Origin of the sequence: Pseudomonas sp. W22_MBD1_FP4 (assembly GCF_052113765.1) — a bacterium.
GTDB lineage: Bacteria > Pseudomonadota > Gammaproteobacteria > Pseudomonadales > Pseudomonadaceae > Aquipseudomonas > Aquipseudomonas sivasensis.
Genome location: NZ_JBGQOI010000017.1, coordinates 31,715 through 58,637 on the forward strand (window position 1 = coordinate 31,715; position 26,923 = coordinate 58,637).

Here is a 26,923-nt window from a genome sequence, read left to right on the forward strand (position 1 = left end):
CCCAAAAATAATATGAGTCCCGACCATGCCCGACGCTACCGAGGCTTTCCGTGCCCGCTACCGCGCCGCGGTTTCCGCTCGCTACAACCCCTGGCTTCATGGTTTTTTTGTACTGGGTTACGGCATCGCCTGCATCACCCTGGCCTGGTCCAGCACTGAGCAGATCACAGCGCTGCAATGGCTGACCGTGCCGTTGACCCTGCTGTTCTTCAACCTCTGCATCTACCTCGTGCACCGCCATCTCGGCCATCACAAACACGCCTTTGCGCGCTTGTTCTACGCACGCCATACCGGCGACCACCACAGTTTCTTCACCCCTGGCCACATGACCTACGACAGCCCACGGGACTGGCGGGTGATCCTGTTCCCGGCCTGGTTGATCGTGCTGCACAGCCTGGTCATCACGCTCCCCGCCTGGTGGCTGCTCAAGCAACTGAGCCCCAACGTTGCTGGGCTGTTTGCCGGGTGCATGCTCTTGGGCTACCTGTTCTACGAAGTGTTCCACGCCTGCGAGCACCTGCCTGCGGAGCATCCGGTGGCGCGCCTGCCGTGGATTCGCCAGATGCACCGGCTGCATGCCCTGCACCATCGTCGCGAGCTGATGCAGGGGCGCAATTTCAATATCGTCCTTCCCCTGATGGATTACCTGTTCGGCACCCTGCACTGGGAGCCGAACCCCAACGACAACCAGGAATCGTCATGAGTACCCGTCCAAAAAAACTGCGCCATCTGCTGTTTGTGTTGCTGCTGGCGGTGGTCGCCTTTCTGCTGCTGATGCCCACCAAGGTACAACCGGTGAACTGGTCACCGCCCAAAGCGCCATCGATGAAGGATGGCCCTTTCGCCGAAAACCAGCGACTCAAGGCTGTACAGAAAATCGGCGCCCAGGACATCGCCGGGCCGGAGGCGTTGCTGTTGGATGCACAGGGTTTGCTCATCAGCGGCCTGCATGACGGGCGCATCATCCGCACATCGCCCGACAGTCAAAGCCTGGAAGTACTGGCCAATACGGGCGGTCGCCCACTGGGCCTGGCGATGCACCCGGATGGGCGCTTGATCATTGCCGATGGGGTGAAAGGCCTGCTCGCGCTGGACTCGAACCGCCAACTCACTTCCCTGAGCTCCAGCGCCAATGGCGCGCCCTTCGGCTTTACCAATGACGTCATCGTGGACGCCAGCGGCCGTTATGGGTATTTCAGCGATGCGTCGAGCCGCTGGGGTTATGGGCAGGACGGCGAAGCGGTGATCGAACATGGCGGCGATGGGCGGCTGCTGCGTTACGACTTCAGCAACGGCAACACCGAGGTGTTGCTCGACCAGCTGCAATTCGCCAACGGCGTAGCCCTGGGCCCGGACGAAAGCTACGTACTGGTGAATGAAACTGGCGCCTACCGCATCAGCCGTTACTGGCTCAAAGGCGAACGTACTGGCAGCCACGACCTGTTTATCGACAACCTGCCCGGCCTGCCGGACAACCTGAGTTTCAACGGCCGGGACCGTTTCTGGGTAGCGCTCTACTCACCGCGCAACCCGTTGCTGGACAGCTTCGCCGGCTACCCGCTGCTGCGCAAAGTGATGGTGCGCGCACTGATGGTGGTGCCCAAGCCCATCGAGCGCAAAGCCTTTGTGTTGGGGTTGGATACCAACGGCAAGGTCATCGCCAACTTGCAGGATGGCAGCGCGGGCAACTACTCACCGATTACCACCGCGCGGGAGTATGGCGACTGGTTGTATCTGGGCTCGCTGACGAACACGAGCATGGCGCGCGTGCCGTTGCAACTGGCGTTAAAGCCGGAGTGAAGAGAGGGTCAGTTTGGTCCGGACGGGGCGCCTGAGATCAAAATCAAAAGCAGAGAACAAGCCTAAGCCAGCCGGAGGTCTATCTGATGCATGAAGACCAAATGTGGGAGTGGGCTTGCCCGCGATGAGGGAGTGTCAGTTGATACATCTATGACTGACCCACTGCCACTGGGGTCAGGCCCCATCGCACATCTGGACTGAGTTCACTAAAAAATCGACCGACTCTAAGGCTGCCGCGCTTCTGCCTTTAATCTGAAGTCGCCCGGTCAACCACGTAGGCCGACAGCTATGTATGCGGTCAAGCTGCCCGTTGAGATTCAGTCAATCGGGATGTCGCACCAGCTTCGCCAAACGGCCCAGACGACTGCGGCAATAGTCCAAACATAACCAAGACGATACGGCCACAATGCCCAACGTTTAAGCGCTAAAGGAACAGATGCCAGTTCGGCCTCAGTCACAAGGCCTGCTTTCAGGAAGGCCTTGGGCATCGACAGAATGTCGACCATCAACCCCATGCGATGATACCGGTCGATTCGCTGATTTCTTTTCCAAAAACGCTTATGTCTACGAACCTTTTCATTTTCACTGAAGTAACTTTCCAACTCGTCGAGCTTCGTATATTCGGCAAACAGTACCAGTCCTAAGAAAACAAACGTCCCGACAAACCAGACAACGGTATAGACCAGAAAAAAATCCATGGCTAAGCCCCCTCTGGCTGGAATATCAAGTCACCATCGACCTCTACGATCTTTCCTCCCAGAAACGCTCCGCCATCGCCTAGCACGTTGCCTCCTGCATACCCACCCGCAGCGCCTCCGATAACGCTGCAAATCAGTTCACCACGTCCTTTAGCCGCAATACCTAAAAAAATATTGCATGCACGACGACTTAGTTTCCCGCCAAAGTTCGCAGCTACAGCCGCCCCCGAAACCGCCCCCACCAACCTCCCCGTCTCCACATACTTCGCCCTCCGACACTGCGCCTCCCGCCCCGTCACACACGCCTCCTTGATCTCCAATCCCGCCACGCCCACGTCCAGCGCCAACCCCACATACGTGCCTTTGCCCAACCACTTTGACATCTGCGCGATCTCCCGAATCCGCTGCGCGTACCCGGCGATCTCACCCTTCTTCAGATAGCTTTTCGTGGAAATCCCCAGCAGCTTCTTCAACCCCTGATTACCCCGCAAACCCGTGCCATAGCGCGCCGCGCCTTGCAATTGGGTGTCCAACAGCGACAACAACACCTGGCGCTGGCGAAAAAATGCCTGCCGGTCCAACCCACCGTCCCGAAAGCGCTGATGCAACCGCTCAATGTCCTCCAGCGTATGCGCCACCTCGTCCAGATGCCGCGACCACGCCGACGTCACGCTGCCCACCCCGATCGAGCTGTACGCGAGAAAGCTCTGCAGCAAGTCATAGTTATTGATCACCGCCGTTCCGACTGACGCGTCTTGCGCCAACTGCCGGTGAATTTCTTCCGCCCGGCGCATCAACCAGGCCTCCTCCAACGAACACGTCACGCTGTAGGCATCGGGAATAATCACCATCTGACCCGGCGTCACCAGCCCATGGCGCAGGTGCCGATTCAACACATCAAAATGATCAGAACGCTGCCGGCTCGGAGCACTACCCATCAAGCGGGATTTCACACTCGGATAGTCCATCGTGCGGTCGTTGAGATAGCTCTGCGCCATGCCTTACATCCGGGATGCAATGAAGATGGCGTCGAAATATAAGCAAGCAGATACACCCCGGACACAACCCGAGGAAGGCTGAATAACATTTGGGAAGTTACCTACGTCAACGCGGACAAGCGCTTACGGAAGTACCCTCAATACCCGGTCATTTCCAGGTAGCCCACGCCCCCGTCAAACCTCACCGGCCCTTCCCAATACGGAATGCTCAGGTTCATCCAGGCGTTCGGGTTGACGGCTTCAGTGGTGATATCCAGCTGTTTGCCAGGTATTTTCAGCGACCAGCGCGTCGGCAGGTTGCGCCCATCGATGGCCGTGGTTTCCAGCGGTGTCAGCTGGATGTCAGCGTTATGCAAGGTCTCTGTACGTCCCTGGGCGTCGATCCAGGTGCCGGTGAGATAACCGCCGCCGTCCTTCTGGCGCACGCGAAACAGCATCAGTTGCGCGCCCCGGTCGAGGTGCAGGGAGAACCAGTCCCAACCAGTCTGGCTGGCGCTCAGTGGTTGGCTGCTCCATTCGCGGTCGAGCCACGCCGGGCCAGTGACTTGATAGGTTGTGCCATCGATGCTGACGCTGCCATTGGCGGTGAAGAACGGCTGGCTGTAGTAATACGACGCCTGGCCCTGGTCGGATTTACGGCTGTAGCCGTTGTCACCTTGCAACACCAATGGACGGCTGGAGGTCAGCCGCAAGTCGTAGGCGAAGTGCTCTGCGCTGGCCTTGAGTTGCATATCCGCCAATGCACTGGTCGCGCCAGGACGGCTGGCAAAGTTCCAATCGTCAATCCACGCATTGAACGGCGCTGCCTGGGCACCGGCCTGGCCAACGCCGCCACGGGCCAGCCGTTCGGCGGCGTAATGGCGGTTGGCGGAGGTGACGGCGGCATGGCCGAGCCACACCGTCGAATCCCGCCAGCCGGCCTGGGTCGGCCCGGCTTTCAAGGCGTTGCGAAACAGCGTCCATTGCACGCCGAACACATTGCCTTGGGCGTCCTTCAGATTGGCGGTGACGTACCACCACTCGATGCGAAAACCGTCATGGGGGCCATGGTCCTCGGGAAAGCTGAACACCTTGCCGGGCAGCACTTGGGCAAAGTCCGCCGCATCGCTGCCCAGGCCTGCAAAGCTCTCTTGGGGCGCGGGGGCTTTGTCACAAGCCGCCAGCAGCAATAACGCGCACATCAACGCCTTAATCTTCATGGGCAAAGGTCCTCAGCAAATCCGCCGGACGGCTGCGGTACAGCTGCCACAACGGCCAGGCCGATGCCAACAATGTGGCGAGCATCGCCAGCCCAAGCAATTGTGCGAGCTGCCACGGGAACACCTGCAGCGGCAGCCGCCAACCAAAGGCCTGCACGTTGATCACCGCGTCCAGGCACCATGCCAATAACACCCCCAGCGGCAACGCCAACATTAGGGTGAGCACCGCCAGCAGCCAGGTCTGGCCCAGGTTCAGCAACATCAATTGTCGACGTGTCACGCCCAGCGCCCACAGCGGTGCGAGTTGGCCGAGGCGGCTCTGGCTCTGGGTCAGCAGGCTAATGAACAGCGCTACGCCGGCCACGCCCAAGGTCAGGCTGTTGAGGGCCGCAGTCGCGGCGAAGGTGCGTTCGAACACCTGGCTCGACCAGCCCTTGAGTTGCTGTTGATCGACGATGCGGCTGTCGTCCAGGGCAAATGCGCGCTGCACTTCTCGCACCAGTGGCGCTACATCAGACGGCGCGACGCGCAGGTTGAAGCGCGCGGGTGAGAGCGTCGACCAGTGCGCCAGCAGGTGTTCGGAATTGACCAGGATATGCCCCTTGGGATTGCCGTAATCCGCGTAAATCCCCACCACCTTGGGTGACCAGACGCCTTGAGGCGTGGGGATATCAATCGAATCCCCGAGCCTGACTGAAAGCCTGCGCGCCAACTGCTCGCTGAGCATCAAGGTGTCGTCACGCTGCAACCGGTCCCAAGGTGCATCGGCAGCGTCCAACAAAGGCCAGTGCTCGCGATAGGTCGGATCGTCGACCACCCCGAACAGATCCGCTGGCCAGCCCTGCACTTGCACGGCGATCTGCCAGGTAGGCAACACCCTCTGCACCAACGGTTGGTGCGCCAGCCAAGTGCTGAGCTGATCCGCCTGGGCCGGGGTTTGCGGGTTGAGGTACAGCTCGGCAGTGAGGCGTTGTTCCAGCCAATGATTGAAGGTGTGGCGAAAGCTCGAGGTCATGGAGCCCGCGCCGATATTCGCGGCCAGGGCCAGTAGCAGCGCCATCAGTGCCAGGCTCAAAGCCGGCAGTTGTTGGCGGCAATCGGCAAGAAACCACTGGCCAAGCACTGAACGGCTGCGCCCCAACACGGCCTTGAGCAGCCCGTTGAGCAATACCGGCAAGCCCAAGGCCGCGCCAAGCAGTAAGGCCGCCATCAATACAAACCCCGCCGCCAAGCTGTCGCCCAGCCAAAGCGCCAACAGCGCGATCAGCAATGCCGTTCCGGCGACCCAGCCCTGACGCCGTAACCAGCGACCATGGGCCTCGTGCCAGGCCTGGGCGTTGGCCAGCGCCAGCAACGGCAAGCGCGCCGCCCGCCACACGCTGCTGGCACCGGCCAGTAAGGCACCCAACAGGCTCAAGCCCAATCCCGCCAGCCACCACCATGGACTCAGGCTCAACTGTCCCGGTACTTCGGCGCCATACAAGCCGCGCAGGCTGGCAGCCACATCCGGCAGCAGCAGGCTGGCCAGAAGGTATCCGCTGGCGACGCCGAGCACGCCGCCCAGCAGCGACAACGCGCCCAATTCCACCCCAAGCCCGAGGATCAACAAACGCGCACTGACCCCACAGGCACGCAAGGTGCGCAGCAGTCCGCGGCGTTGCTCCAGGGCCAGGCCGATGGCGGCGTGCACAATAAACAGCCCCACCACAAAGGACAGGAAGCCCAGCGCATCAAGGTTCAGGTGGAAGCTTTCGGTGAGGCGCGCCAAGTTGCTGTCCTCGCCCTGCCGGAGTTGCAGCCCGGCGGGAGGCGTGGGATGGCTGGCGGCGAAGGCCTTGTCCAGCAGCAGCCGCGACAGCTGCCCAGGCATCTCAAGCAAAGGTTGAGCAAAGCCGATATCGGTCAGTAACAGCCCGGGCGCCATGTCCGGCTGGGCTTGCAGCGGCGGCAGGCGTTGCCCGTTCAGCGCCAGGGGTTGCTGCCCTTCGTGCAGCCCCAGGGCCTGCAAGGTTTGCGGCGCGATCCAGGTACGCCCCGGAGGGTCAAAGAAGGCGAGCATCTGCGCCTGGCTCAAGCGCTGCCCCGCTACCGCGCCGCTGCCGGGCAACGACAGCGGGTCGAGGCCCATCAATTGCAGGCGCACGTCCTCATGCCCCTTGAGCTGCAACCGCCCCTGCACCACCGGCGACACCGGCCAACCCGCGCGGCGCAGTTCGGCAAACAGCGTTTGCGGGAAACTGGCAGCGTCCGGCGCACTGAGACTGGCTTGGGGTTCGCCGCCGATCAACTGGCTGGCGCGGGCATAGCTGTCGCGCGCCTGACTGTTGAGGGCCTGCACGCCGGTCAAGAGTGCGGTGGCCAGCCACAAGCCGGTGAGCACACTGAAAAACTGCACCGGGTGGCGCCGCCAATGGCTGAGCAACGCGCGCAGTGTCCAATAAAACACCGCCATTTCAGCGAGCATCCGCAGGCAGGACGCGGCCGTGATGCAACACCACCTGCTGGTCCAGCCGTGCGGCGATACGGGGGCTGTGGGTGACCATCAACAAGCTGGTGGGACTGTCGCGCAACAGGTCCAGCATCAGTTGCAACACCTCGTCGCTGGTGGCTTCGTCGAGGTTGCCGGTGGGTTCGTCAGCCAACAGCAAGCCTGGCCGCGACGCCAAGGCCCGCCCTACCGCGACCCGCTGTTGTTGGCCGCCCGAGAGCTGTTCCGGATAGCGCTTGAGCAAGTCGCCCAGGCCCAGGCGTTCCACCAACTGCGCCTGCCAGAGCGGATCAAAGCGCCCCGCCAGCCGGGCCTGGAACGCCAGGTTGTCGTCGACGCGCAAACTGCCAATGAGGTTGAACTGCTGGAACACAAGGCCAATTTCAGTGCGCCGCCAGTGAGCCAGTTGCGCCTCGCTCATCTGGTCGAGGCGCTGCTCACCCACTTGGATACTGCCGCGATCCAACCGATCAAGCCCCGCCACCAAGTGCAACAAGGTGCTTTTTCCACTGCCCGACTCGCCCATCAACGCCAGGCTGCTGCGTGCGGCCAGGTGCAAATCCACACCTGCCAACACCGCCAACGGGCCTTGAGGCGTGGCATAGCTTTTGAAGACACCTTGCACCTGCAGCATGGGAACACTCATCGGAGGGGTGGCCATCGAGAATAACGGTTGGGGATCGAGGCCACGCAAATTTTTCACATGCTTTTCACCGGCCACCGACCCACCGCACTTTAAATTACCGGCCAAGCGTCACTCGTCGGCAACTTCTTAGTTGCCAACCCTGGCAACTTTTAACCGCAGCATGTTCAGCGAAAAGACAGCAGCCCTGTGACAGCCTTCTGCTCCACTGCGGCTATTCGCCAACACGTTGCGCCTAACTAATACAAGATTGCCAACAGCGTCCAAGGTGAATGAAGTGGTTGACATTACCCTGATTAAACCACGCTCGCGCCGGGCCTTTCTCAAGCGCCTCAAACCGCTTTGGCTCGGGCTTGCCGTGGTCGGAGCGCTGCTCACTTGCGCGCTGTTCTGGCCGACCTCGCCACGGGATCTGGGCGTAGGCAATCGTCTGCTGACGTCCGAGGTGCTGCCACTGTGGCGCGACGGCGATCTGATCGTGCTGGTGCGTCATGAAGAGCGCTGCGACCGTTCGAGCAACCCTTGCCTGGGCCCGGTGGAAGGCGTGACGATTAATGGCAGCCAGCACGCGGAAAACATGGGCAAAGCCTTTAAATCACTGGGCATGGACGGCACCGACGTACTCTCCAGCCCCGCCATTCGCACCGCCCAGACCTCGCGTTTCATGTTCGGCAAAACCGAGATGACCGCCAGCGAACAAGCCGTCTGCGGCAAGGCCATGGGCGAAGAGTTGCTCAGCCACAAACAGGCCGGACGCAACCTCGTCTTCGTCACTCACAGCGGCTGCATTGCTGACTTCGAAACCACCCTGGGCTTCCCCCACGCCAAGTTTTCCGAGTACGGCAGCGCGCTATTCGTGCAGGTGCTGGCCAACGGCAAGTTCAAGGCCCTGGGCATCATGAAAAACCAGGATTGGCCGGCCGCGCTCAAACAAATCTAACGCATTCCCTTCCTGCCACTACGGCTTATGTTCAGCAAAAAGACAGCCCTATTCGGGCATGTTTAGTTGCGCCCTTTTTTAAGGTCGTTATGACTATTTCCCGTTATTCAGTGAACGCTGTGACGACTTTCGCCTTTACTTCATTAGTTGAAAAAACCACCACCAGACGTCAAGGAGCGACGTTGTCATGACCCGCTTTAAACCCCTGCCGGTTTTATTACTGGCCTTCGTCGCGTTTTATCTATTACCACTGGGCCTGCATGGTTTGTGGATACCGGATGAAACCCGTTACGCCCAGATCAGCCAGGAGATGCTCCAAAGCGGAAACTGGGTGGCGCCGCACTTCATGGGTATCCGTTATTTCGAAAAACCGTCCGCCGGTTACTGGCTGATCGCCCTGGGCCAGGCGGTGTTTGGCCAGAACCTGTTCGGTGTACGCATCGCCTCGGCCTTGACCACCGGATTGAGCGTGCTGCTGGCGTACCTGATCGCCCGGCGACTGTGGAACGACCCACGCAAGTCTTTCGCCTGCGCCCTGCTCTACCTGAGTTTTGGCCTGGTGGCCGGGCAAGCGGGGTACTCCAACCTCGATCCGCAATTCACCTTGTGGGTCAACCTGAGCCTGGTGGCGCTGTGGTTTGCCCTCGACAGCCACACCCTGCGCAGCCGTCTGGGTGCCTGGGCCGTGTTGGGATTTGCGTGTGCCATGGGGTTCATGACCAAGGGTTTCCTGGCGTGGGCGCTGCCAGTGCTGATCGTCCTGCCCTATATGCTCTGGCAACGGCGCCTGGGCGAGCTGCTGCGGTATGGCCCGCTGGCCATCGGCGTGGCCGTGCTGGTGTGCTTGCCCTGGGTGCTGGCGATCCACAACCAGGAACCGGATTTCTGGCGCTTCTTTTTCTGGAATGAACACATCCGCCGATTCAGCGCCGACGACGCCCAACATGTGCGGCCATGGTGGTTTTTCCTGCCAATCATGGCGGTGGCCTGCTTGCCGTGGACCGGGCTTCTGCCCAACACCCTGCACCAGGCCTGGAAACAAAAACGCCAGCCGGCAATCGCCTTCCTGGCCCTGTGGTTGCTGCTGCCGCTGGGCTTGTTCAGCCTGAGCAACGGCAAACTGCCGACCTACATCATGCCGTGCCTGCTGCCCCTGGCGTTGCTGATGGGGCATACCTTGAGCGACCTGGTCAGCCAAGGCAAAACCCGCACACTACGCCTCAATGGCCTGTTCAACTTCGTCATCGGCATGGCCGCGATGGTCAGCCTGATCTACCTGCAAGTCGCCAGGCCGCTGTACAGCAACAGCCATGCAGAGATGTTCAGCCTGTCGCTGGCGTTTATCGTGCTACTGGGATGGATCCTCACCAACCTGTTGCAAAGCATACGGCCACTGACGCTGTGGGCAATGCCGGCCTTGGGCATTGGCCTGCTGGTGGTAATGCTGCCGTCGAGCATGCCAGCCTATATCGCAGATAACGAAATGCCCGACCAATTCGTGTTGGAGCACCTGGATGAGTTGCAGCAAACCAATACACTGCTGAGCAATGAACTGGGGAGTGCCAGCGCATTGGCCTGGCGCTTGAAACGCGCCGACGTGGCGCTGTATGACACCGAAGGCGAGTTGCGCTACGGATTGCAATACGCCGGCTCGGTAACACGTAAAGTGGAGCTGGAACAGGTTCAGGACTGGCTCAAAGAGGCGCGCCAGCACGGCTCCGTAGGCGTGCTGCTGCGGGTCAACAGCACCAGTGAAATGCGCGAGGCCGGGCAACTGCCACCCGGAGGCAAACGCTATCACAAGGGCTACCTGGAACTTATCCTCTACCCGCAGGCGCCATGATGCTGGGGTATTTCAAGACTGACCGCGGCGCCCTGCTGCTGTTACTGGGCGTCTCGGCCCTGCTGCTGCTCACCGGCCTGGGCGCGCGCGACCTGTGGGGCGCGGAAACCCGCTGGGCGAACATCGCCTTGCAGATGCTGCAGAGCGGTGACTATTTTGATCCGTATCTCAAGGGCTTGCCGTATTACGACAAACCCCTGCCCTCCTACTGGCTGATCACCGGTGCGGCCCACCTGATGGGGGGCCTCGGCCCCTGGTCGTTGCGCCTGCCATCGGTCATCGGCGCGTGGTTGAGTGTGTGGCTGGTGTACGTGATCGGCGAACGCCTGTTCCGCAAGGGCACGGGGCTGATCGCCGGCTGGATGCTCGCCACCACGTTCTACTTCCTGTTCTGGGCCCGCGTGGCCACAGCGGATGTGCTCACCGTGTGCGGCGTGCTGGCGGCAGTCGCCTGGTATTGGCGTGGCCCCGACGACGCACGCCTGTGGCGCTACACGGTGTTTTTCCTGTTACTGGCCCTGACGTCGCTGCTCAAGGGCCTGATCGGTTTTGTACTGCCCGGCCTGGTGCTGCTGCCGCACCTGCTCAGCGAACAGCGCTACAAGCGCCACCTCAACCTACGCCTGGTGCTGGCCGTGCTGATCGCCGCAGCGGTGTATGCCGTGCCGTTCGTGCTGTCGCACTTCTACGGCGCACCGACCTATGGCGAGAGCGGCCTGGCGTTGGTGTTTCGGGAAAACGTAGTGCGTTTCTTCGACCCGTTCGACCATATGGGGCCGATCTACACCTACCTGATCTACCTGCCCGCCTACACCCTGCCCTGGACCCCTTGTTGGCTGCTCGGTCTGTGGCTGGCGGTGCGCCACTGGCGCCATACCCCGCCGAACGTGCGCTGGCTGGTATGGGGCCTGGGCCTGTTGTTTGTGTTCTTCACCGCCAGCGGCAGCCGGCGCAGCTACTACGTGCTGCCGCTGGTGCCATTTGCCCAGTTGCTGGCTGCGTGGTGGGTAAGTGAGCGCGTGCTGAAAAAGCCCGCCGGCTGGCCGCGCTGGCAGAAGGGTTTGGGGATCGCGGCCGCACTCATGCTGTTGATACTCGGCGTGGCCTATCCCTGGTCCAACGGCAACGGCGGCGTGACCCGCTTCGCCGAGGATGTGCAAGCCCAAGCGCGCAAAACCGCGCCTTGGAATCAATGGCAGATGGTGCTGATAGAGGTCGATAACAAACTGCCGATGTACCTTCAAAATGGCGGAAAGCCGTTCTACTACATCGCCGAGACCCAGGACTTCCCCCGCCAGGGCGACAGCGCCGCGTTGATGGCCTGGCTGGAAAAAACCAGCGGCCAGGCCTTTGACCCGCAACGTACGATCATCGTCGCGCAGTTTTCCAAGGATGATCCGACGCCGCTGGCTTATCTGGGTGCCGACCATCAGCGGATCACCACCCAGCCGGACAATGGCGAGCGGCTGTTTCAGAGGCGTGAAGAGGGCAGCGTAGCGTTTATCCCTGAGCCTCACTAAGGATCAACATGGGCAAGCGGCTTTTTCAGATCCGACGCCGACGACCAAGCTGCGGAATCGCCGTCTGCGGCACCTCCACCTTCACCACCTGCGCCACCGTGCACGCAGCCAACTGCGCCAGCGTCGGCTGGCTGAACAACGTCCGCGCATCCACCTCCAACCCCGCTTTGCGCAGGCGCGCCACCAGGTTCACGGCCAATAACGAATGCCCGCCCAGTTCGAAGAAGTGGTCGTGGCGCCCTACCCGCTCCAGCTTGAGCACCTGCGCCCAGATCCCGGCCATCAAGGTTTCCACTTCGCCCTGGGGCGCTTCATAGGCGCGGCTGAGGACCGCCTCCAACCCCGGTTCTGGCAGGGCCTTGCGGTCGAGTTTGCCGGCGGGGTTGAGCGGTAGTTCATCAAGCTGTACGAAGGCCGACGGCACCATGTATTCCGGCAACTGCGCCAGCACATGGGTGCGTAAGTCTTCCAGGCTCGGCGCCGGGCCGCGCACGGTGAAGTAGGCAAGCAGACGCTCATCACGAATCAACACCGCCACCTCACGCAGCGCCGGATGTGCCAACAGGCACGATTCGATTTCCCCCAGTTCCAAACGGACGCCGCGCAGCTTGACCTGGAAGTCGTTACGCCCGAGGAATTCCAGGTTGCCGTCCGGCAGGTAGCGCACCAGGTCGCCGGTGCGGTACAGCCGATCCCCTTGTACAAACGGGCTGTCGATAAAGCGCTCGGCCGTCATTTGCTCCAACCCCAGATACCCACGGGCCACACCAACACCGCCGATATGCAACTGGCCGCTGACGCCCATGGGCACCGGCGCGTCGTGCGCATCCAGCACGTACAGGCGCGTGTTGTTGATCGCACGGCCGATGGGCAACTGCAGCGCGGGTACTGGCGCGCCGGGCTCCAGGGTCCAGGCGCTGCTGTCTACTGTGGCTTCGGTGGGGCCATAGACGTTGTGCAGGCGCACCTTGGGCAAGCGCGCCTGCACGCCACGGGCCAGGGCTTCGGTGAGCTCGCCGCCGCCACAGAGCACATCGGTGAGACTGGTGCACAGGGCGGATTCTTCCAACTCAAGGAACTGCTGCAACATCGCCGGTACGAATTTGATCACGGTGATCTGTTGCTCGCGAATCACTTGCGCCAGGTAGGCCGGCTCACGATGACCATCGGGCCGCGCCAGGACCAATCGCATGCCATTGGCCAGGGGCCAGAACAGCTCCCAGACCGATCCGTCGAAGCTGAACGGCGCCCGCTGCAACAGCGCTCCGCCCTCGGCGTTAGGACACAGTTGCGAGCCCCAGTGCATCAGGTTGCCCAGGCCGCGATGTTCGATCATCACGCCTTTGGGCGTGCCGGTGGAGCCGGAGGTGTACATCACGTAGGCCAGGTTGGCGACGCTCAGCCCCGGCACTGATGGGTTGCCCTCCGGCGCGTGGCTCCAGGCACAGTGGTCAAAGTCGATCACCGGGATGGCGACTTCACCCGGCAAGTCGCGGGTGGCCGCGTGCACCAGCAGCGCCACCGGTTGGCTGTCCTGGAGCATATAGGCCAGGCGTTCGCGGGGGTAACCGGGGTCCAGCGGCACATAGGCGCCACCGGCCTTGAGGATGGCGAGCAACCCCACCACCAGGTCCAGGCCGCGCTCGACGCACAGCGCCACGCGGGAATCCGGCTGCACGCCACGCTCGCGCAGGTAAAAAGCCAGCCGGTTGGCGCGCTCGTTGAGTTCGCGATACGTCAGTTGCTGCTCGCCGGCCTGCACCGCCACCGCGTGCGGAATGTGGCGGGCGTGGGCTTCGAACAGCGCCTGGACGGTAAGGGTTTCGGGGTAGTCGGTTGCGGTGGCGTTGAAGTCCAACAGCAGTGTCTGCACTTCACGGGCGGGCAGCACCTGCACGTCCCGCATCGGTGCTTGCGGTGTATTTTCCAATGCATCCGCCAGGTTGATCAGCGTCGTTTCCAGATAGTCCAGGATTCGCTCGGCGCCGACCTTGCGCGGTGCCTTGGCCTTGAGATGAAAACCGCTGGCGGTATCGTCCACGCTGAGCATCAGCGGGTAGCTGAGGATGTCTTCGGCGCTGACCAAAGCGATGCCCGGCACCAAGACGAGGTCGCGCTCGGCATCGGTATGACGGTAATTGAGCAGGCTGTTGAACAGCGGCGTCGCGCTGCTGCAACGCTGGGCCAAGGCCAGCGACGCTTGCTCATGGGCGAGCAAGGCGCTGAGTTGGCGATGGGTGTCGCGCAATGCGTCCGCCACGTTTTGCCCGGCCAGATGCAGACGCAATGGCAGGGTATTGATGAACATGCCCAAGGCCCGGTCGGCGCCCTCGCCTGCCTGCAAACGGCCGAGCAACACGGTGCCGAACACGCCATCATCACGGCCCGCTACGCGGCTGAGCACCTGGGCCCAGGCCAGGTGGAACAGGCTGGCAGCACTGACGCCCAAACTACGGGCCTGAGCACGCAAGCGCAGATTGAGGTCATCACTCAGGGCACGCTGGGCTTCTTCGGTGTCGCTACGATTGGCCTGGCGCTCCTGCAGGCCGAAGGCCAACGTAGGCTCGTCCACATCCCCCAACAGCTCACGAAAGAACGCCTCATGGGCGGCCTGGCGCGCCGGTGAACGAGACTGCGCCACCACCGTGCGATATGGCACCGGCGTCGGCAATTGCGCTTGTTGGCCGAGCAGATGGGCGCGAAGTTCCTGCATCAGAATCGTGGTGGACGTGGCGTCGTTCACCAAATGATGAAAGCGCAATCGGGCGACCCAACCCGCGGGCGCTTCGGCATAGTCCAGCGCCATCAAAGGTGCCTGGCGCAAGTCCAAAGGCCTATCACCCTCACACCACGGCTCAACACGCAAGCGCGCCGCGCGCCACACCACCTGCATCGGCTGCTCCAAGGCTTCCCAGGCCAGGCTGGTGCGCAAAATATCGTGGCGGTCGATCACCTGTTGCAAGGCTTGGGCAAAGGCGTCCAGTTGCTCGCGCCGTTCAAAGCTGAACAGTGCCTGTTGCTGGTACGGGTCGTGCTCATCGGTGAGGTGGTGGTAGAGCAAACCTTCCTGCAGCGGCGCCAGGGGGTAGATTTCCTGCACGTTGGCCGCGCCCCCGGGAATAGCCGCGACGATGCCGTCCAGGCTGGTTTGATCCAGCTCGGCCAGCGCCAGTAAATCCGAGGTGATGTGGCGGCAGTCAGCAGGGATGCGATTGGCCGGCACTTGCACTTCGCTGCCTTCACTCACCGCCGCCAACGCCGCCAGCGTCGGCTGGCCGAACAGCACTTGCACATCGGCGCGCAAACCGGCCTGGCGCATGCGTTGCACCAATTGCACCGCGAGCAACGAGTGCCCGCCCAGTTCGAAGAAATGGTCGTGACGGCCCACGTGCTGCACCTGCAACAGCTCCGCCCAAAGCTGCGCCAGGACGGTCTCCACACCGGCGCGCGGCGCTTCGAACCGTCGAGTGACGAATGCCGCCTGGGTCGGCGCCGGCAGTGCCTTGCGGTCGAGTTTGCCGTTGGCGGTCAAGGGCCACGCGTCCAGGGGCATGTAGGCCGCTGGCAGCATGTAGTCCGGCAATGCGTTTTGCAGATGGGTGCGCAGGGTTTCGATGTCGACGGCCTGGCATGGGATAAACCAGGCGAGCAATTGCCCGTCGCGAGACTGCACCACGGCTTCCTTGACGTCCGCGTGGGTGGCCAGGGCCGATTCGATCTCCCCCAGCTCGATGCGCATGCCACGGATTTTCACCTGGTCGTCATTGCGGCCCAGGTATTCAAGCTGACCGTCGGCCAGCCAGCGCGCAAGATCGCCGGTGCGGTACATCCGGCCCGGCGCAAAGGGGTTGTCGAGAAAGCGTTCGGCACTCAGTTCCGGGCGGTTCAGGTAACCGCGCGCCACGCCTTTACCGCCAACGTACAACTCCCCCGCCACGCCGATGGGCACCGGGCGCTGCTGGTCATCCAACAGGTAAACGGTTGCGTTGGCGACGGGCGCACCGATGTGCAACGGCTGGCCCGCATCGACGCGACCGGAGGTGGCAACCACGGTGGCCTCGGTGGGGCCGTAGTTGTTGATCACGTCAAAGGTTTGTGCGCGTGTGAAGCTGCGTAGGCGATCGCCGCCGATCAGCAAGGTGCGCAGGGTCGGATGCTCCAAACGCTGGCTGAAGGCGTATTCGGCCACGGGGGTCGGCAGGAAGCACACGTCCAACGGCTGCGCGCGCCACCAACCGAGCAGCGCGTCGATGTCTTCCGCACCGTCATGGGCCGGCGGCAGGTGCAACGTGGCCCCCACGCACAACGCCGGCCAGACTTCCCACGCCATCGCGTCAAAACCGAAGCCGGCGACGCTGGCGGTGTGGCTGCCCGCCTGCAGATTAAAGGCCTGGCAGTGCCAGTCCACCAGATTGCAGACGCTGTGGTGTTCGACCATCACGCCCTTGGGCAAGCCGGTGGAGCCGGAGGTGTAGATCACGTAGGCGAGGTTCGACGGTTTGACCGCAACGTGCGGGTTGGCACCCACCTGCAGCGTCGGTCGGTCCAACTCAACCACCGGCAGCGCCAGAGCAGGCAGGCGATGCCGCAAATCGTGCTGGGTGAGCACCGCCACCGGCGCGCTGTCTTGCAGCAGATAGCTCAAGCGCTCAGCGGGATGGGCCGGGTCGACCGGCACGTAGCAGGCGCCGGCTTTGAGGATCCCCAGCAGGCCCACCAGCGTGTCCAAACTGCGCCGGGCCAGAACCGCCACGCGATCATCGGGCTGCACGCCCAGCTCAATCAGTTGATGGGCCAATCCATTGGCTTTTTGATTGAGTTGGGCATAGGTCAACTGACGGCCCTGGTAGATCGCGGCCACAGCGTCCGGCGTGCGCACGGCCAGGGCTTCGATGCGTGCGTGCAGGGTGTGCGGCTGCGCAATCGGCTGTGCGGTGGCGTTCCACTCGTGCAGCCGGGCCTGTTCGGCGGCCGTGACCATGGAGAACGCACCGACAGGCAACTCGGTGTTATCCAGCCCTTGCTCCAGCAACCCGGTAAAGCGCTGGGCCAAGGCGAGCACCTCGTCGTGCTGGAAGTACGCCTCGTTGTACACGCAATGCAGCGTCGCGGTGCCCTGGCAGCGGTTGCTGCGCAAGTGGATGGCAATCGGCAGCGGTTCATGGTGGTTGGACACCTTGATCGCGCGGGCCTGGGTGGCGCCGTAGCGCAGCTCATGGTCGTCCTGCTCGAAGGACACCGACAGGTCGAACAGTTGGGCGCGATCCGCACGGCGCAGGCCCAGTTCGCGGTTCATCTCGCTCAACGGAAACCGTTGGTGACGCAAATCCTGCTTGAGCTGGTCGCGCACGCCGCGTACCAAGGCGCCGAACGGCAGTTGTTCATCGAACTGAAAACGCACCGCACTGACTTGGGCAAACAGCCCTACGGTGGCGCGAAAACGCGCGTTGGAGCGGTTGAGAATCGGCAGCCCGACCACCCAATCCGGGCGCTGGGCGGTGCGGGTGAAATACACATACATCGCCGCCAACAGCACATGAAACGCCGAGGCCTGATAACGGCTCGCGACCTGTTCCATGCGGTCAAGCAAAGCAACCGAAAAGGGTTGCGCCAGGGTGTTGCTGGTCGCGTTGGCGAGGTGCTTGGGCGTGAGCAACGGTTCCGGCAGCACCTGGTATTTGTCCAGCCAGTAGGCGCGGTCGCGGACGAAGCGAGACGAGTTGCGGTAGCGCTGGTCGGCGTCGATAAAGTCGATATAGGACGGTGCCGCCGACTCCGATGAACGACCTTGTTCAAGGCCGGTGTAGAGCTGCGCCAGGGATTGCAGCATCTGGCCAAAACCCCAGCCATCAAGGATCACGTGATGGGCCTGGGTGCCGAGGCGGTAGTGGTTGTCGGCGAGTTTGATCAGGAAGAAGTGGAACAGCGGCGCGCCTTCCCTCTGATAAGGCCGCGCCATGTGCGCCTGCATCAAGGCCTGGCTGGCGGCCTGTGGGTCGGGCAATGCGGATAAATCGTACTGCGCCACTTCGGTCAACAACGCGGGGGCGAAGGTTTGTCGAGGCAAGCCGTGGTCGTCGCTGTGCAGTTGAGTGCGCAGCGCATCGTGCCGGGCCACCAACTGCTCAACAGCTCGTTGAATCAATTCAGGCACCACTGCACCTTCGAAGTCGACATAACCGCCGATGTTGTACAGCGGCGAATCGCCCATCCGCAGTTGGTCGAGCCAGATGTCCTGTTGGGCCGCGGTGAGGGGAAAACTGGCCGGCAGGCTGGAAAATTGCTGCATAAGATCCTTCTCATGGGTGTCAGGCACTGGCCGCGCAGGGAGCCCCATTACGGCGAAATTGCCGGATTTGAGCATGGGGGGTTGGGGCTGTCTGTCACCCTAAACCCGGACATTCAAATGGATGGATCCCGGTTGACTGAAGGTTCACAGCTGAAACGATTAAAGAGCTGTAGGAAATTGGCTATACGCGGTCGCTAGTGATTTTTTACAACCTCATCTCGATAAATATATTTTCTATGTAAATCAGAAACTTAAGTTAAATTCAAAAAGACTCAGCCGTTCACTTAGCCGGAAACAGCTCTCAGAAACGTCGAATTAATGACGTGGTTTTTATGGCAGTTTGTGTCCCTCGTTTCCGCTACATACGTAGGAAGAATCCCCTGGCTAAATAAAATCTCGAGTGCCGACTCTCGTTCATGAGGAACGGATCGCCCCCCAGAGGCCCAGGGAGTTCGTTGACGGTTTTCGACATCAAGGATGAGATGGCTATGAGTTTGAAGCGCAGCATGGGTAACACACAGAGCCCGAATTTCTTCGCTGAAATGGGTGAATTGATTGCACACAGCGGCCATGAGGCGTTTGCCGACCATATGCTGCATCTGGTCAGCAAATGGGTGCCGATCCACTTGGTGGACCTCAGTGAGTGGACCCTCGACGAGCTGCGCGATCGCGTGCTCGATATCAAGCTGCTCGGCAGCGCCGGCCAGAAGCAGGACTTGCCGCCGCCCCTGGCGGTGTGCCAGTTGGATGACCACCCGCTGCTGCTGCAAATGCTCAGCATGCAGGACCCACTGCTGATCCAGATGAACGCCAGACCCAACAGCGCACACCCGCGCGGCACCTCGCACCAGTGCAACCTCGTGTCGCGCCAGGGTAACCGGCGCTGCGTGATTTCGTTCTACCGGCCGCCGACCCAGCGCGGGTTTTCCCTGGCCGAGTTGTCGTTTCTCAAGTGCCTGTCGGACACGCTGCTGCCGCTGATCGAACGCCACGCCCAGATCCTGCGCCAGGCGCCGCACGACCAGTCCGAGCCGGGCCATACACTGCTTGAGCAATCGCAATTGCAGCGTGAGTTCTATAAGCGCCTTTCTCTCGGAGACATCACCCTGTCGGCCCGCGAGCAGGAGGTGTGCCTCGGGCTGTTGACCGGCGGCACCGTGCCGCAGTTGGCGGAAAAACTCAGTGTTAAAAACAGCTCAATCGAGACCTACCTCAAGCGCGCCGCCGCCAAGCTGGGTGTGAGTGGCCGGCATGGTTTGGCCAAATGGATGGTAGGCGCTTGATGAAAAAACTCACCCTCACCGGCATGGTCTTCGTGCTGGGTGGCTGCTCGCTGATCCCCGAGTACCAGCGGCCCGAAGCACCGACGCCTGGCCAGTACCCCCAGAGCGGTGTGTATGCGCTGGCAGAGGCCGGCACGCTGACGCCCTCCTCGGACTGGCAGCAGTTGTTCCATGACCCCGCACTGCAACAGCTGATCCGCGAGGCGCTGGTCAATAACCGTGACCTGCGGGTGGCGGCGCTGAACGTCGAGGCCTTCCAGGCGCAGTACCGCATCCAACGGGCCGATCTGTTCCCGGCGGTGTCCGCCACAGGTGCCGGCACCCGTCAGCGTGTGCCTGGGGCTGTGAACGGCACCGGTAAACCGGCGATTACGTCCACCTATTCCGCCACCCTCGGCATCAGCGCTTATGAGCTGGATTTTTTCGGCCGCGTGCGCAGCCTCAGCGAACAGGCGATGCTCACTTACCTGGGCACCGAAGAGGCACGGCGCAGTGCGCAATTGAGCCTGGTGGCCAACGTTGCCAATGCCTACCTCACCTGGCGCGCCGACCAGGAACTGCTGGCCCTGGCCCAGCAAACCCTGGTGGCCAACGACCACAGCCTGCACCTGACCAGCCGCAGCAAATCGGCGGGCAAAGCCTCGGCCCTGGACGTGGTGCAGGCGCGCACCAGCGTCGAAAGCACCCGCGCCAGCGTGGCACGGTATGAGCGCCAGGTTGCGCAAGACCTCAACAACCTGGCCCTGCTGGTGGGCGGCCCGGTGGACCAAACCCTGCCGTCCCGTCCGCTGGCGGATGACCTGGTAGCCCGCGTGCCCGCCGGGCTGCCGTCGGACCTGCTGCAACGCCGCCCGGATATCCTTCAGGCCGAATACCAGTTGCGCGCGGCCAACGCCAATATCGGCGCCGCCCGTGCGGCATTCTTCCCGTCGGTAAGCCTTACGGCCAACGCCGGCAGCACCAGCACCGAATTGTCGGGGCTGTTCAAGGGCGGCTCCGGCAGTTGGACCTTCCAGCCGCAAATCAACCTGCCGATCTTCAACGCCGGCAGCCTGCGCGCCAGCCTCGACTACGCCAAGCTGCAAAAAGACATCGGCGTGGCGCAGTATGAAAAGTCCATCCAGACCGCCTTCCAGGAAGTCGCCGACGGCCTGGCGGCCCGGCAGACCTTTACCGACCAACTCAACGCGCAACGGGACTTCGTCGCCGCCAACCAAGCGTATTACGACTTGGCCCAACACCGCTATCGCAGCGGCGTAGACAGCAACCTGACCTTCCTCGATGCCCAGCGCTCGCTGTTCAGCGCGCAACAGGCATTGATCGTGGACCGGCTGGCGCAGCTGGTGGCGGAGGTGAACCTGTATACCGCGCTGGGCGGTGCATGGGGGGATGGGGCGGTGCTGACGAGCCAGCGCTAGCGGAACTGTCGGGTGAGTGCTGTCGAGCGGGCCTACTGTGGTGAGCAGGCTTGCTGTGGTGAGCAGACTTTATTGTGGTGAGAAGGCCTACTGTGGTGAGCAGACTTATTGTGGTGGGCGGGCCTACTGCGGTGAGCAGGCTTATTGTGGTGAGCAGGCTTATTGTGGTGAGCAGGCTTGCCCTGCGCTGGGCTGCGAAGCGGCCCCAATACTGAGGAATGCCGCTTGCCAGACACTCCGCGGTGATGGGTTTTGGGGCTGCTGCGCAGCCCGGCGCAGGGCAAGCCTGCTCACTACGAAAGCCCGCTCACAACGATGATGGAGAAGCCCTACTTCAGCGTAATCACCGCCTCCGCCTCGACCTCGATCAACCATTGCGGCAACGACAAGCCGCTGACGATAATCCACGAAGAAGGCGGCGGGTTATGGGGAAAGCGCTCACGCAAGGCCTCAGCTATCGGCTCCTGCTGATCACGTGCGGACTCGACGATATATAGCCGCAGCATCACCACATGGGACAGGTCACCACCGACCTCGGCCAAGATCTTTTCGATATTGTCCAGCGAGGTAGCAACTTGCTCGGCCATGCCTGGGCCGACCGTACGCTCCTGGGCATCCACCCCGACTTGGCCTGAAAGCAGAATGCGCCGGCCAACGGGAACCTCAATTGCCTGGCTGAAGCCATATTGCAGAGAGTTGAATACGCTTGCGGGATTGATGACATTGCGTTGCATAACGGGTCCTTGTTGTTAGTTGGAGCATAAGGCTGACTCAAACAGTTTCATGTCTCAATAAGCGATACATCTGCCAGGCAGCGAAGCCAATGAGACAAACACAGCTCGTTCGGTTAAGCAGAATAAAGTCCGGGTTTTCGACACGCATTCTTCTGATCGTCGCCCCACCCAGCGCGTACAGCAGCTGCGCTGAAAATGACTCCAAAAGAAAACCCGGCAAATGAAAATACCACCCAATGCCATCCAGTTGCGCACGGCTGGCAATCACACAAGAAGAAGTGGCCGCGATGGTGAGTGGACTTGTGCTGGTGAGCAGGCTCTTTGTGGTGAGCAGGCTTGCCCTGCGCTGGGCTGCGAAGCGGCCCCAGTACTGAGGCATGCCGTTTGCCAGACACTCCGCGGTGATGGGTTTTGGGGCTGCTGCGCAACCCAGCGCAGGGCAAGCCTGCTCACCACAAACAGCCCGCTTGCCACAACACAAGGTGTGCACTCGCGACGCTGAGTACTGCAGATCGTAATCGCCCTCAGGACTTCACTGCGATCATCCAGCCATTACCCCCCACATGAACGTGAGCAGGTTTATTGTGGTGAGCAGGCTTGCCCTGCGCTGGGCTGCAAAGCGGCCCCAGTACTGAGGAATGCCGTTTGCCAGACAGTCCGCAGTGATGGGTTTTGGGGCTGCTGCGCAACCCAGCGCAGGGCAAGCCTGCTCACTACAAAGAGCCCGCTTGCCACAACACAATGTGTGCACTCGCGATGCTGAGCACTGCAGATCGTAATCGCCCTCAGGACTTCACTGCCATCATCCAGCCACTACTACCCACATGGACGTGAGCAGGTTTATTGTGGTGAGCAGGCTTGCCCTGCGCTGGGCTGCGAAGCGGCCCCAGTACTGAGGAATGCCGTTTGCCAGACACTCCGCAGTGATGGGTTTTGGGGCTGCTGCGCAGGGCAAGCCTGCTCATCCCAAAGAGCCCGCTTGCCACAACACAATGTGTGCACTCGCGACGCTAAGGACTGGAGATCGTAATCGCCATCAGGACTTCACTGCTATCATCCAGCCATTACTCCCCACAAGGACGTCTCTATGCGCCTGATCGCAGCTCCCGCACTTGCCCTGGCCCTTACCGGCTGCAGTATCACGCAAACCGTCACCCCAGTTTCCCTGTCCACCACACAGTCCCCGGAGATCTGCACGATCCCCGCAGAAGGCCTGCGCGAAGGATTCAACACCACCTACACCGCGCAACTGCGCAGCAAAGGTTTTCACACCCGCGAATTGCCGCCCGGGAGCCCGCCTGCCAGCTGTGCGTTGTCGACCACCTACATTGGCAAATGGAGCTGGGACATGGCGCTGTACATGAGCTTTGCCCAGATCCAGGTGTTCGAGAACGGCCGCCAGGTCGGCCAGGCGCTGTACGACTCGACTTCAGGTGGCGCGCGGATGGGCAAGTTTATCGACGCACAGAACAAGATCATCGAGATGACCAACCAGCTGTTCCCGGAAGTGGTCTACGGTACGACCCGGCCTGACCTTCCCTCAGTGCCAGACTGAATTCAACAGACAAGCACCTGAAGCTCTACGTCTTAAAGTCTGTGATATTGAAGTCCAGTTCGACCTCGTACTCACGCCCCCCGCGTCGTATTGTTTTAAACCACAGCTTTCCGCTGATCGGTTTTGCAGGGTAGGCGCTTATCAGCTCAACCCAACCCTTTATCCCGTCGTAATCTGTGGTGACACCGGTGTCTTGGATAAAAGTCATGTAATCCAACCTCAGCGTCACAGGGGTTGCGCCGATACTATCGGTGTCGCTGGAAGCGCTCTCAGGGTTTACGCCGATACTATAGGTGCCGCTGGGAGTGCTCTCAGGAGTAAGCTCCAGCCCAATGAGCGATGTTCGACCAGGGCTTTCCAGATCTTCCACTGTGCCAAAGAAACGCAACATCCCATTTAGGTTGTCACGGTAGATCCATGTCGCCTTAAAGGGATACGTTTGATCATCGCTCAGGCTGACGACCGTGCCGTTCATGGTACCGGTGGCCGTCCCTTTATTAGACTTATGCAGTTCGATGTCTTCAAACATGTTGATCTCCCGCTCCACTATCAATGTGAGGTCGCCGCGCTTTCAACCGGTATTGGAGTGGAATAAACGTGAGTTGTAACCTGTGACTTATGACAGGTTTAAACACGCGTTTCTTATTACCTGTGGTCATTAGTACAGGGTTCACTTCGACCAGAACGGCACGCGCGCTACCACCCCCCCATCGCCAGACTGAACGGCGAAAACTGCTCAAACTCCCAACGCAACGCCAGCGCCTCCGGGCGCCTTACCACGTGTTCCACCGTCACCGTCCACAACCGCTGCGCGCCTTCAAACGCTGCCACGTCGGGACCGCTGAGGATCAGCGAGGTGCTTCCGGCAATCTGCAATACGTCGCCCGAGTCAAAGTCGATGAACAGCAGACCCGCCACCGGGTTGGCTGCCAGGTTGCCCAGGGTGTTGAAGAACAGGTTGCCGGCAAAGTCCGGGATGGTCAGCACGTTGCCGTCGACGCGCACAAAGCCGGTGTTGCCGCCGCGATGGGACACGTCCACCGAACGTTCGCCTTCAGCGTCCACATAGCTGGCGACGAAGAAGGTGTCGGCGTTGCGGATCATCGCTTGGGCGCCAGCGTCGAGGTTGCTGGAGCGCTCGGCCACGATGCCGGGTTTGCGTGCGATACCGTCCACCGGCCGCAGTTGGATGTATTTAGGGCAGTTGCCGAAGGTATGCACCACGTCCACCGAAAAACCCTCGTGATCCAGGGCGCCGATGCGGCCGTTCATGCGGTTGCGGCGGCGGGTGTTGAGGTCGATGCCCAGCAGCCCCACGGACGCTCCTTGCCGCACGGCATTGCGAGCGGGGTCGCTGGTATTGGGCAGACTGTCGATTTGCAGGGTCTGCGGCTCGGGCGAATGGGCGAAACCCGGTGCGCCCTCAACCATCGTCGCCCACGGAATGCCCTGTTCGTCCACCACACCCAGCAACAGGTATGGCAGCAGAGGGTAGAAATCCCGGTGCTGCTCAGGCAAGTGATCACGAATTACTTTGGGCCCGACCACAGCCATGCGCTCAGCGACGCCGGCGCTTTCCTGCATCTGCCGTTCGCCGGCATGCCAGGGGGATAGTTCGATTGGATTCATGGCGATGACCTCCCGTTAGATGCTGCGATGCTGCGCCCTGCCCGCCAACAGAGGGAATAACCACCCCAGACAATCCACTGTTACGCCAACTGAAATGCTGGGTGTTCCCGCAACGCCGCCACGCAATGGTCGACAAAACTGCGCACACGCATCGGCGCGTTGCGGCCCTCGCGATACACCACATTGACTGGCAGCGGCGGCCCTTCATAGGCCGGCAAGATCCGGCGCAATTGCCCACTGCCCAACGGCCCGTGCAGCGGGTAGCTCAGGCACCGCACCACGCCCGCCCCCTGCACGGCGGCGTTGATTGCGCCTTGTACCGTGGAGCAACTCAACCGCGCACGCGCCTTGAGCAAATAGCCTGGGAAATCCCAATGCACGTGCTCGGCACTGGCGATCAGCCGATGCTGCTTGAGCTCGCTCGGGTGCCGGGGCTCGCCGTGGGTGGCGAGATAATCGGGGCTGGCGCAAAGGAGTTGCCGCACCTGCCCGAGCGGCCGCGCGATCAGTGACGAGCTGGGCAGCTCGCCCACCAGGATCGCCACGTCCAGGCCCTCCTCATGCAGGTTGGGGTCATAGTCGTGATAACGCGCCACTACGCGCATGTCGGGGTACCGCTCCAGATAGTCGGCCAACACCGGCGCCATCAGGTAACGGCTGAACAACAGCGGCAAGAACACCCGCAGATTGCCCTGAGCCTGCACATGCGCGCCCTTGGCCGAGGCTTCGGCGGCGTCCACGCTGGCCAGCAGTTGCAGGCAGTCGGCCAGGTAGGCGCTGCCGGCGTCCGTAAGGCTCACGCCTTGGGTGCTGCGTTGCAGCAACGTCACGTGCAGGCGTGCTTCCAACCGCGCGATGGCACGTACCAAGGTCGGGCCGGAGACGCACGCACGACGCGCCGCCGAGGCCAGGCTCGGTTGCCCGGCCATGGCGGCGAACAGTTGCATATCGCGAAAGCGTTCCATCAGCCGTGCCGTTGGAGCGCGGCGTCCTGGCCCAGGCGCTGGCTGAGAAAATCCACAAACGTACTGACCTTGGCCGGCACGCGCCCGCTGCTCTGGAACACCACCTGAATCGGCAGCGGCGCCGGTTCAAAAGCCTCCAGCACAATCTCCAGTTCATCGGCCGCCACCGCTGCCGCGACTTGATACGACAGCACACGGGTCATGCCCCAACCCAGGCGCGCCAGGTTGATCGCCGCGTTGTTCGCCGAGACCACCAGGCGTGGTTCGATGGGTACCGTCAGCGGCTGGCCGGCGTCGACAAAAGCCCACTCACTGACCAAATGGCTGGAGGATAGGCCGATGATTTGCGCTGCACGCAATTGCTCGGGGTGCAGCGGGCGACCGTACTGGTCGAGATAACCAGGCGACGCGCACACCACACGACGCACCTCGCCCACCTTGATCGCCTGTTGCCCCGGTTCATGCAGATGGCCGATACGCACAGCCACATCAACCCCTTCGTCGACCATGTTGACCACCCGATCCACCAGCAAGGCATTGATGTTCACCTGGGGAAAGCGGTCGAGATAGTCACCCAGCAACGGCGCCACATACAGCTCGCCAAACAGCACCGGTGCGGTCACCGTAAGGTGGCCACAGGGGATCGAATAACTGCCCGCCGCCGCTTCTTCGGCTTCGTCCAACTCGGCGAGGATGCGCCGGCAATCTGCGAGGTAACGCTGGCCGGCTTCGGTCAGGTGCAAGCTGCGCGTAGTGCGCGCCAGCAGCTGGGTGCCGATGCGTTGTTCCATGGCCGCGATGGCGCGGGTCACGCTGGGCGGCGAGGTGTTCAGGCGGCGCGCCGCGGCAGCGAAACCTTCCTCCTCGGCCACCGCCAGGAACACCTGCATTTCGTGAAATCGGTCCATCGATGCGCCTCAG

Annotated in this window: 20 protein-coding genes; 8 read left to right on the top strand and 12 right to left on the bottom strand. The window is 61.8% G+C overall.

What is annotated here, in order from left to right; all coding sequences use genetic code 11:
* The first annotated feature begins 25 nt into the window (after positions 1-25).
* Complete coding sequence (locus ACEN2T_RS20930; RefSeq protein WP_442117461.1) at positions 26-703, top strand: sterol desaturase family protein; 678 nt, start codon at positions 26-28, stop codon at positions 701-703.
* Entirely contained in the window at positions 700-1,800 is a 1,101-nt protein-coding gene (locus ACEN2T_RS20935; RefSeq protein WP_442117462.1) for an SMP-30/gluconolactonase/LRE family protein, read from the top strand. The genes ACEN2T_RS20930 and ACEN2T_RS20935 overlap by 4 nt, the downstream gene beginning before the upstream one ends.
* Positions 1,801-2,117: 317 nt before the next feature.
* On the opposite strand, the gene ACEN2T_RS20940 is transcribed toward ACEN2T_RS20935, so the two are convergent.
* The 5 genes from ACEN2T_RS20940 to ACEN2T_RS20960 form a co-directional block, all read right to left on the bottom strand.
* Positions 2,118-2,498, bottom strand: a complete 381-nt coding sequence (locus ACEN2T_RS20940) for a hypothetical protein (protein WP_032888179.1) — start codon at positions 2,496-2,498, stop codon at positions 2,118-2,120.
* 2 nt (positions 2,499-2,500) lie between these two features.
* Positions 2,501-3,496, bottom strand: coding sequence for a hypothetical protein (locus ACEN2T_RS20945; RefSeq protein ID WP_442117463.1), 996 nt, complete (start codon positions 3,494-3,496; stop codon positions 2,501-2,503).
* 137 nt (positions 3,497-3,633) lie between these two features.
* The gene (locus ACEN2T_RS20950) at positions 3,634-4,695 is read right to left on the bottom strand and encodes a lipocalin-like domain-containing protein (protein ID WP_286819083.1); all 1,062 of its coding nucleotides are present in this window, start codon (positions 4,693-4,695) and stop codon (positions 3,634-3,636) included.
* On the bottom strand, positions 4,685-7,147 hold the full coding sequence (locus ACEN2T_RS20955) for an FtsX-like permease family protein (RefSeq protein ID WP_442117464.1): 2,463 nt from the start codon (positions 7,145-7,147) through the stop codon (positions 4,685-4,687). The genes ACEN2T_RS20950 and ACEN2T_RS20955 overlap by 11 nt, the downstream gene beginning before the upstream one ends.
* 1 nt (position 7,148) lies before the next feature.
* Positions 7,149-7,817, bottom strand: a complete 669-nt coding sequence (locus ACEN2T_RS20960) for an ATP-binding cassette domain-containing protein (protein WP_122756820.1) — start codon at positions 7,815-7,817, stop codon at positions 7,149-7,151.
* A gap of 277 nt (positions 7,818-8,094) precedes the next feature.
* Here ACEN2T_RS20960 and ACEN2T_RS20965 point away from each other — a divergent pair, with 277 nt between their 5' ends.
* From ACEN2T_RS20965 to ACEN2T_RS20975, 3 genes are all read left to right on the top strand, one after another.
* Positions 8,095-8,766 (top strand): histidine phosphatase family protein, encoded by a 672-nt coding sequence (locus tag ACEN2T_RS20965; protein WP_241150126.1) that lies wholly within the window; start codon positions 8,095-8,097, stop codon positions 8,764-8,766.
* Between the two features lie 187 nt (positions 8,767-8,953).
* The gene (gene arnT, locus ACEN2T_RS20970; protein WP_442117465.1) at positions 8,954-10,609 is read left to right on the top strand and encodes a lipid IV(A) 4-amino-4-deoxy-L-arabinosyltransferase; all 1,656 of its coding nucleotides are present in this window, start codon (positions 8,954-8,956) and stop codon (positions 10,607-10,609) included.
* Complete coding sequence (locus ACEN2T_RS20975) at positions 10,609-12,129, top strand: ArnT family glycosyltransferase (RefSeq protein WP_442117502.1); 1,521 nt, start codon at positions 10,609-10,611, stop codon at positions 12,127-12,129. The genes arnT and ACEN2T_RS20975 overlap by 1 nt, the downstream gene beginning before the upstream one ends.
* Before the next feature lie 25 nt (positions 12,130-12,154).
* On the opposite strand, the gene ACEN2T_RS20980 is transcribed toward ACEN2T_RS20975, so the two are convergent.
* A complete protein-coding gene (locus tag ACEN2T_RS20980) occupies positions 12,155-18,418 on the bottom strand; it encodes an amino acid adenylation domain-containing protein (protein WP_442117466.1) in 6,264 nt (2,087 codons plus the stop codon).
* Between the two features lie 488 nt (positions 18,419-18,906).
* Here ACEN2T_RS20980 and ACEN2T_RS20985 point away from each other — a divergent pair, with 488 nt between their 5' ends.
* Positions 18,907-19,701: a helix-turn-helix transcriptional regulator gene (locus ACEN2T_RS20985; protein ID WP_032887288.1), complete on the top strand. Its 795-nt coding sequence runs from the start codon at positions 18,907-18,909 to the stop codon at positions 19,699-19,701.
* Positions 19,701-21,119, top strand: a complete 1,419-nt coding sequence (adeC, locus tag ACEN2T_RS20990; protein ID WP_442117467.1) for an AdeC/AdeK/OprM family multidrug efflux complex outer membrane factor — start codon at positions 19,701-19,703, stop codon at positions 21,117-21,119. Before ACEN2T_RS20985 ends, adeC begins: the two co-directional genes overlap by 1 nt.
* Positions 21,120-21,448: 329 nt before the next feature.
* On the opposite strand, the gene ACEN2T_RS20995 is transcribed toward adeC, so the two are convergent.
* Together ACEN2T_RS20995 and ACEN2T_RS21000 are read right to left on the bottom strand one after the other, a co-directional pair.
* Entirely contained in the window at positions 21,449-21,853 is a 405-nt protein-coding gene (locus tag ACEN2T_RS20995; protein ID WP_032887285.1) for a RidA family protein, read from the bottom strand.
* Positions 21,854-21,890: 37 nt separating this feature from the next.
* Entirely contained in the window at positions 21,891-22,232 is a 342-nt protein-coding gene (locus ACEN2T_RS21000) for a hypothetical protein (protein WP_442117468.1), read from the bottom strand.
* Between the two features lie 708 nt (positions 22,233-22,940).
* On the opposite strand from ACEN2T_RS21000, the gene ACEN2T_RS21005 reads away from it, so the two are divergent.
* Positions 22,941-23,408 (top strand): Sbal_3080 family lipoprotein, encoded by a 468-nt coding sequence (locus ACEN2T_RS21005; RefSeq protein ID WP_050442838.1) that lies wholly within the window; start codon positions 22,941-22,943, stop codon positions 23,406-23,408.
* A 25-nt stretch (positions 23,409-23,433) separates the two neighbouring features.
* Here the strand turns inward: ACEN2T_RS21005 and ACEN2T_RS21010 are convergent, their stop codons facing one another.
* The 4 genes from ACEN2T_RS21010 to ACEN2T_RS21025 all read right to left on the bottom strand — a co-directional run bounded on the left by ACEN2T_RS21010 (position 23,434) and on the right by ACEN2T_RS21025 (position 26,910).
* On the bottom strand, positions 23,434-23,937 hold the full coding sequence (locus ACEN2T_RS21010; protein WP_442117469.1) for a hypothetical protein: 504 nt from the start codon (positions 23,935-23,937) through the stop codon (positions 23,434-23,436).
* A 167-nt stretch (positions 23,938-24,104) separates the two neighbouring features.
* On the bottom strand, positions 24,105-25,037 hold the full coding sequence (locus ACEN2T_RS21015) for a flavin-nucleotide-binding protein (protein WP_442117470.1): 933 nt from the start codon (positions 25,035-25,037) through the stop codon (positions 24,105-24,107).
* Positions 25,038-25,117: 80 nt separating this feature from the next.
* On the bottom strand, positions 25,118-26,002 hold the full coding sequence (locus ACEN2T_RS21020) for a LysR family transcriptional regulator (protein WP_179178730.1): 885 nt from the start codon (positions 26,000-26,002) through the stop codon (positions 25,118-25,120).
* Complete coding sequence (locus tag ACEN2T_RS21025; protein WP_122765553.1) at positions 26,002-26,910, bottom strand: LysR family transcriptional regulator; 909 nt, start codon at positions 26,908-26,910, stop codon at positions 26,002-26,004. Before ACEN2T_RS21025 ends, ACEN2T_RS21020 begins: the two co-directional genes overlap by 1 nt.
* Between the last annotated feature and the right edge of the window lie 13 nt (positions 26,911-26,923).

Bases quoted from the DNA above. Each gene is read 5' to 3' on its own strand.
- ACEN2T_RS20930 (WP_442117461.1), top strand. From the start codon at position 26: ATGCCCGACGCTACCGAGGCTTTCCGTGCCCGCTACCGCGCCGCGGTT.
- ACEN2T_RS20935 (WP_442117462.1), top strand. From the start codon at position 700: ATGAGTACCCGTCCAAAAAAACTGCGCCATCTGCTGTTTGTGTTGCTG.
- ACEN2T_RS20940 (WP_032888179.1), bottom strand. From the start codon at position 2,498: ATGGATTTTTTTCTGGTCTATACCGTTGTCTGGTTTGTCGGGACGTTT.
- ACEN2T_RS20945 (WP_442117463.1), bottom strand. From the start codon at position 3,496: ATGGCGCAGAGCTATCTCAACGACCGCACGATGGACTATCCGAGTGTG.
- ACEN2T_RS20950 (WP_286819083.1), bottom strand. From the start codon at position 4,695: ATGAAGATTAAGGCGTTGATGTGCGCGTTATTGCTGCTGGCGGCTTGT.
- ACEN2T_RS20955 (WP_442117464.1), bottom strand. From the start codon at position 7,147: ATGGCGGTGTTTTATTGGACACTGCGCGCGTTGCTCAGCCATTGGCGG.
- ACEN2T_RS20960 (WP_122756820.1), bottom strand. From the start codon at position 7,817: ATGCTGCAGGTGCAAGGTGTCTTCAAAAGCTATGCCACGCCTCAAGGC.
- arnT (WP_442117465.1), top strand. From the start codon at position 8,954: ATGACCCGCTTTAAACCCCTGCCGGTTTTATTACTGGCCTTCGTCGCG.
- ACEN2T_RS20975 (WP_442117502.1), top strand. From the start codon at position 10,609: ATGCTGGGGTATTTCAAGACTGACCGCGGCGCCCTGCTGCTGTTACTG.
- ACEN2T_RS20980 (WP_442117466.1), bottom strand. From the start codon at position 18,418: ATGCAGCAATTTTCCAGCCTGCCGGCCAGTTTTCCCCTCACCGCGGCC.
- ACEN2T_RS20985 (WP_032887288.1), top strand. From the start codon at position 18,907: ATGAGTTTGAAGCGCAGCATGGGTAACACACAGAGCCCGAATTTCTTC.
- adeC (WP_442117467.1), top strand. From the start codon at position 19,701: ATGAAAAAACTCACCCTCACCGGCATGGTCTTCGTGCTGGGTGGCTGC.
- ACEN2T_RS20995 (WP_032887285.1), bottom strand. From the start codon at position 21,853: ATGCAACGCAATGTCATCAATCCCGCAAGCGTATTCAACTCTCTGCAA.
- ACEN2T_RS21000 (WP_442117468.1), bottom strand. From the start codon at position 22,232: ATGCCTCAGTACTGGGGCCGCTTCGCAGCCCAGCGCAGGGCAAGCCTG.
- ACEN2T_RS21005 (WP_050442838.1), top strand. From the start codon at position 22,941: ATGCGCCTGATCGCAGCTCCCGCACTTGCCCTGGCCCTTACCGGCTGC.
- ACEN2T_RS21010 (WP_442117469.1), bottom strand. From the start codon at position 23,937: ATGTTTGAAGACATCGAACTGCATAAGTCTAATAAAGGGACGGCCACC.
- ACEN2T_RS21015 (WP_442117470.1), bottom strand. From the start codon at position 25,037: ATGAATCCAATCGAACTATCCCCCTGGCATGCCGGCGAACGGCAGATG.
- ACEN2T_RS21020 (WP_179178730.1), bottom strand. From the start codon at position 26,002: ATGGAACGCTTTCGCGATATGCAACTGTTCGCCGCCATGGCCGGGCAA.
- ACEN2T_RS21025 (WP_122765553.1), bottom strand. From the start codon at position 26,910: ATGGACCGATTTCACGAAATGCAGGTGTTCCTGGCGGTGGCCGAGGAG.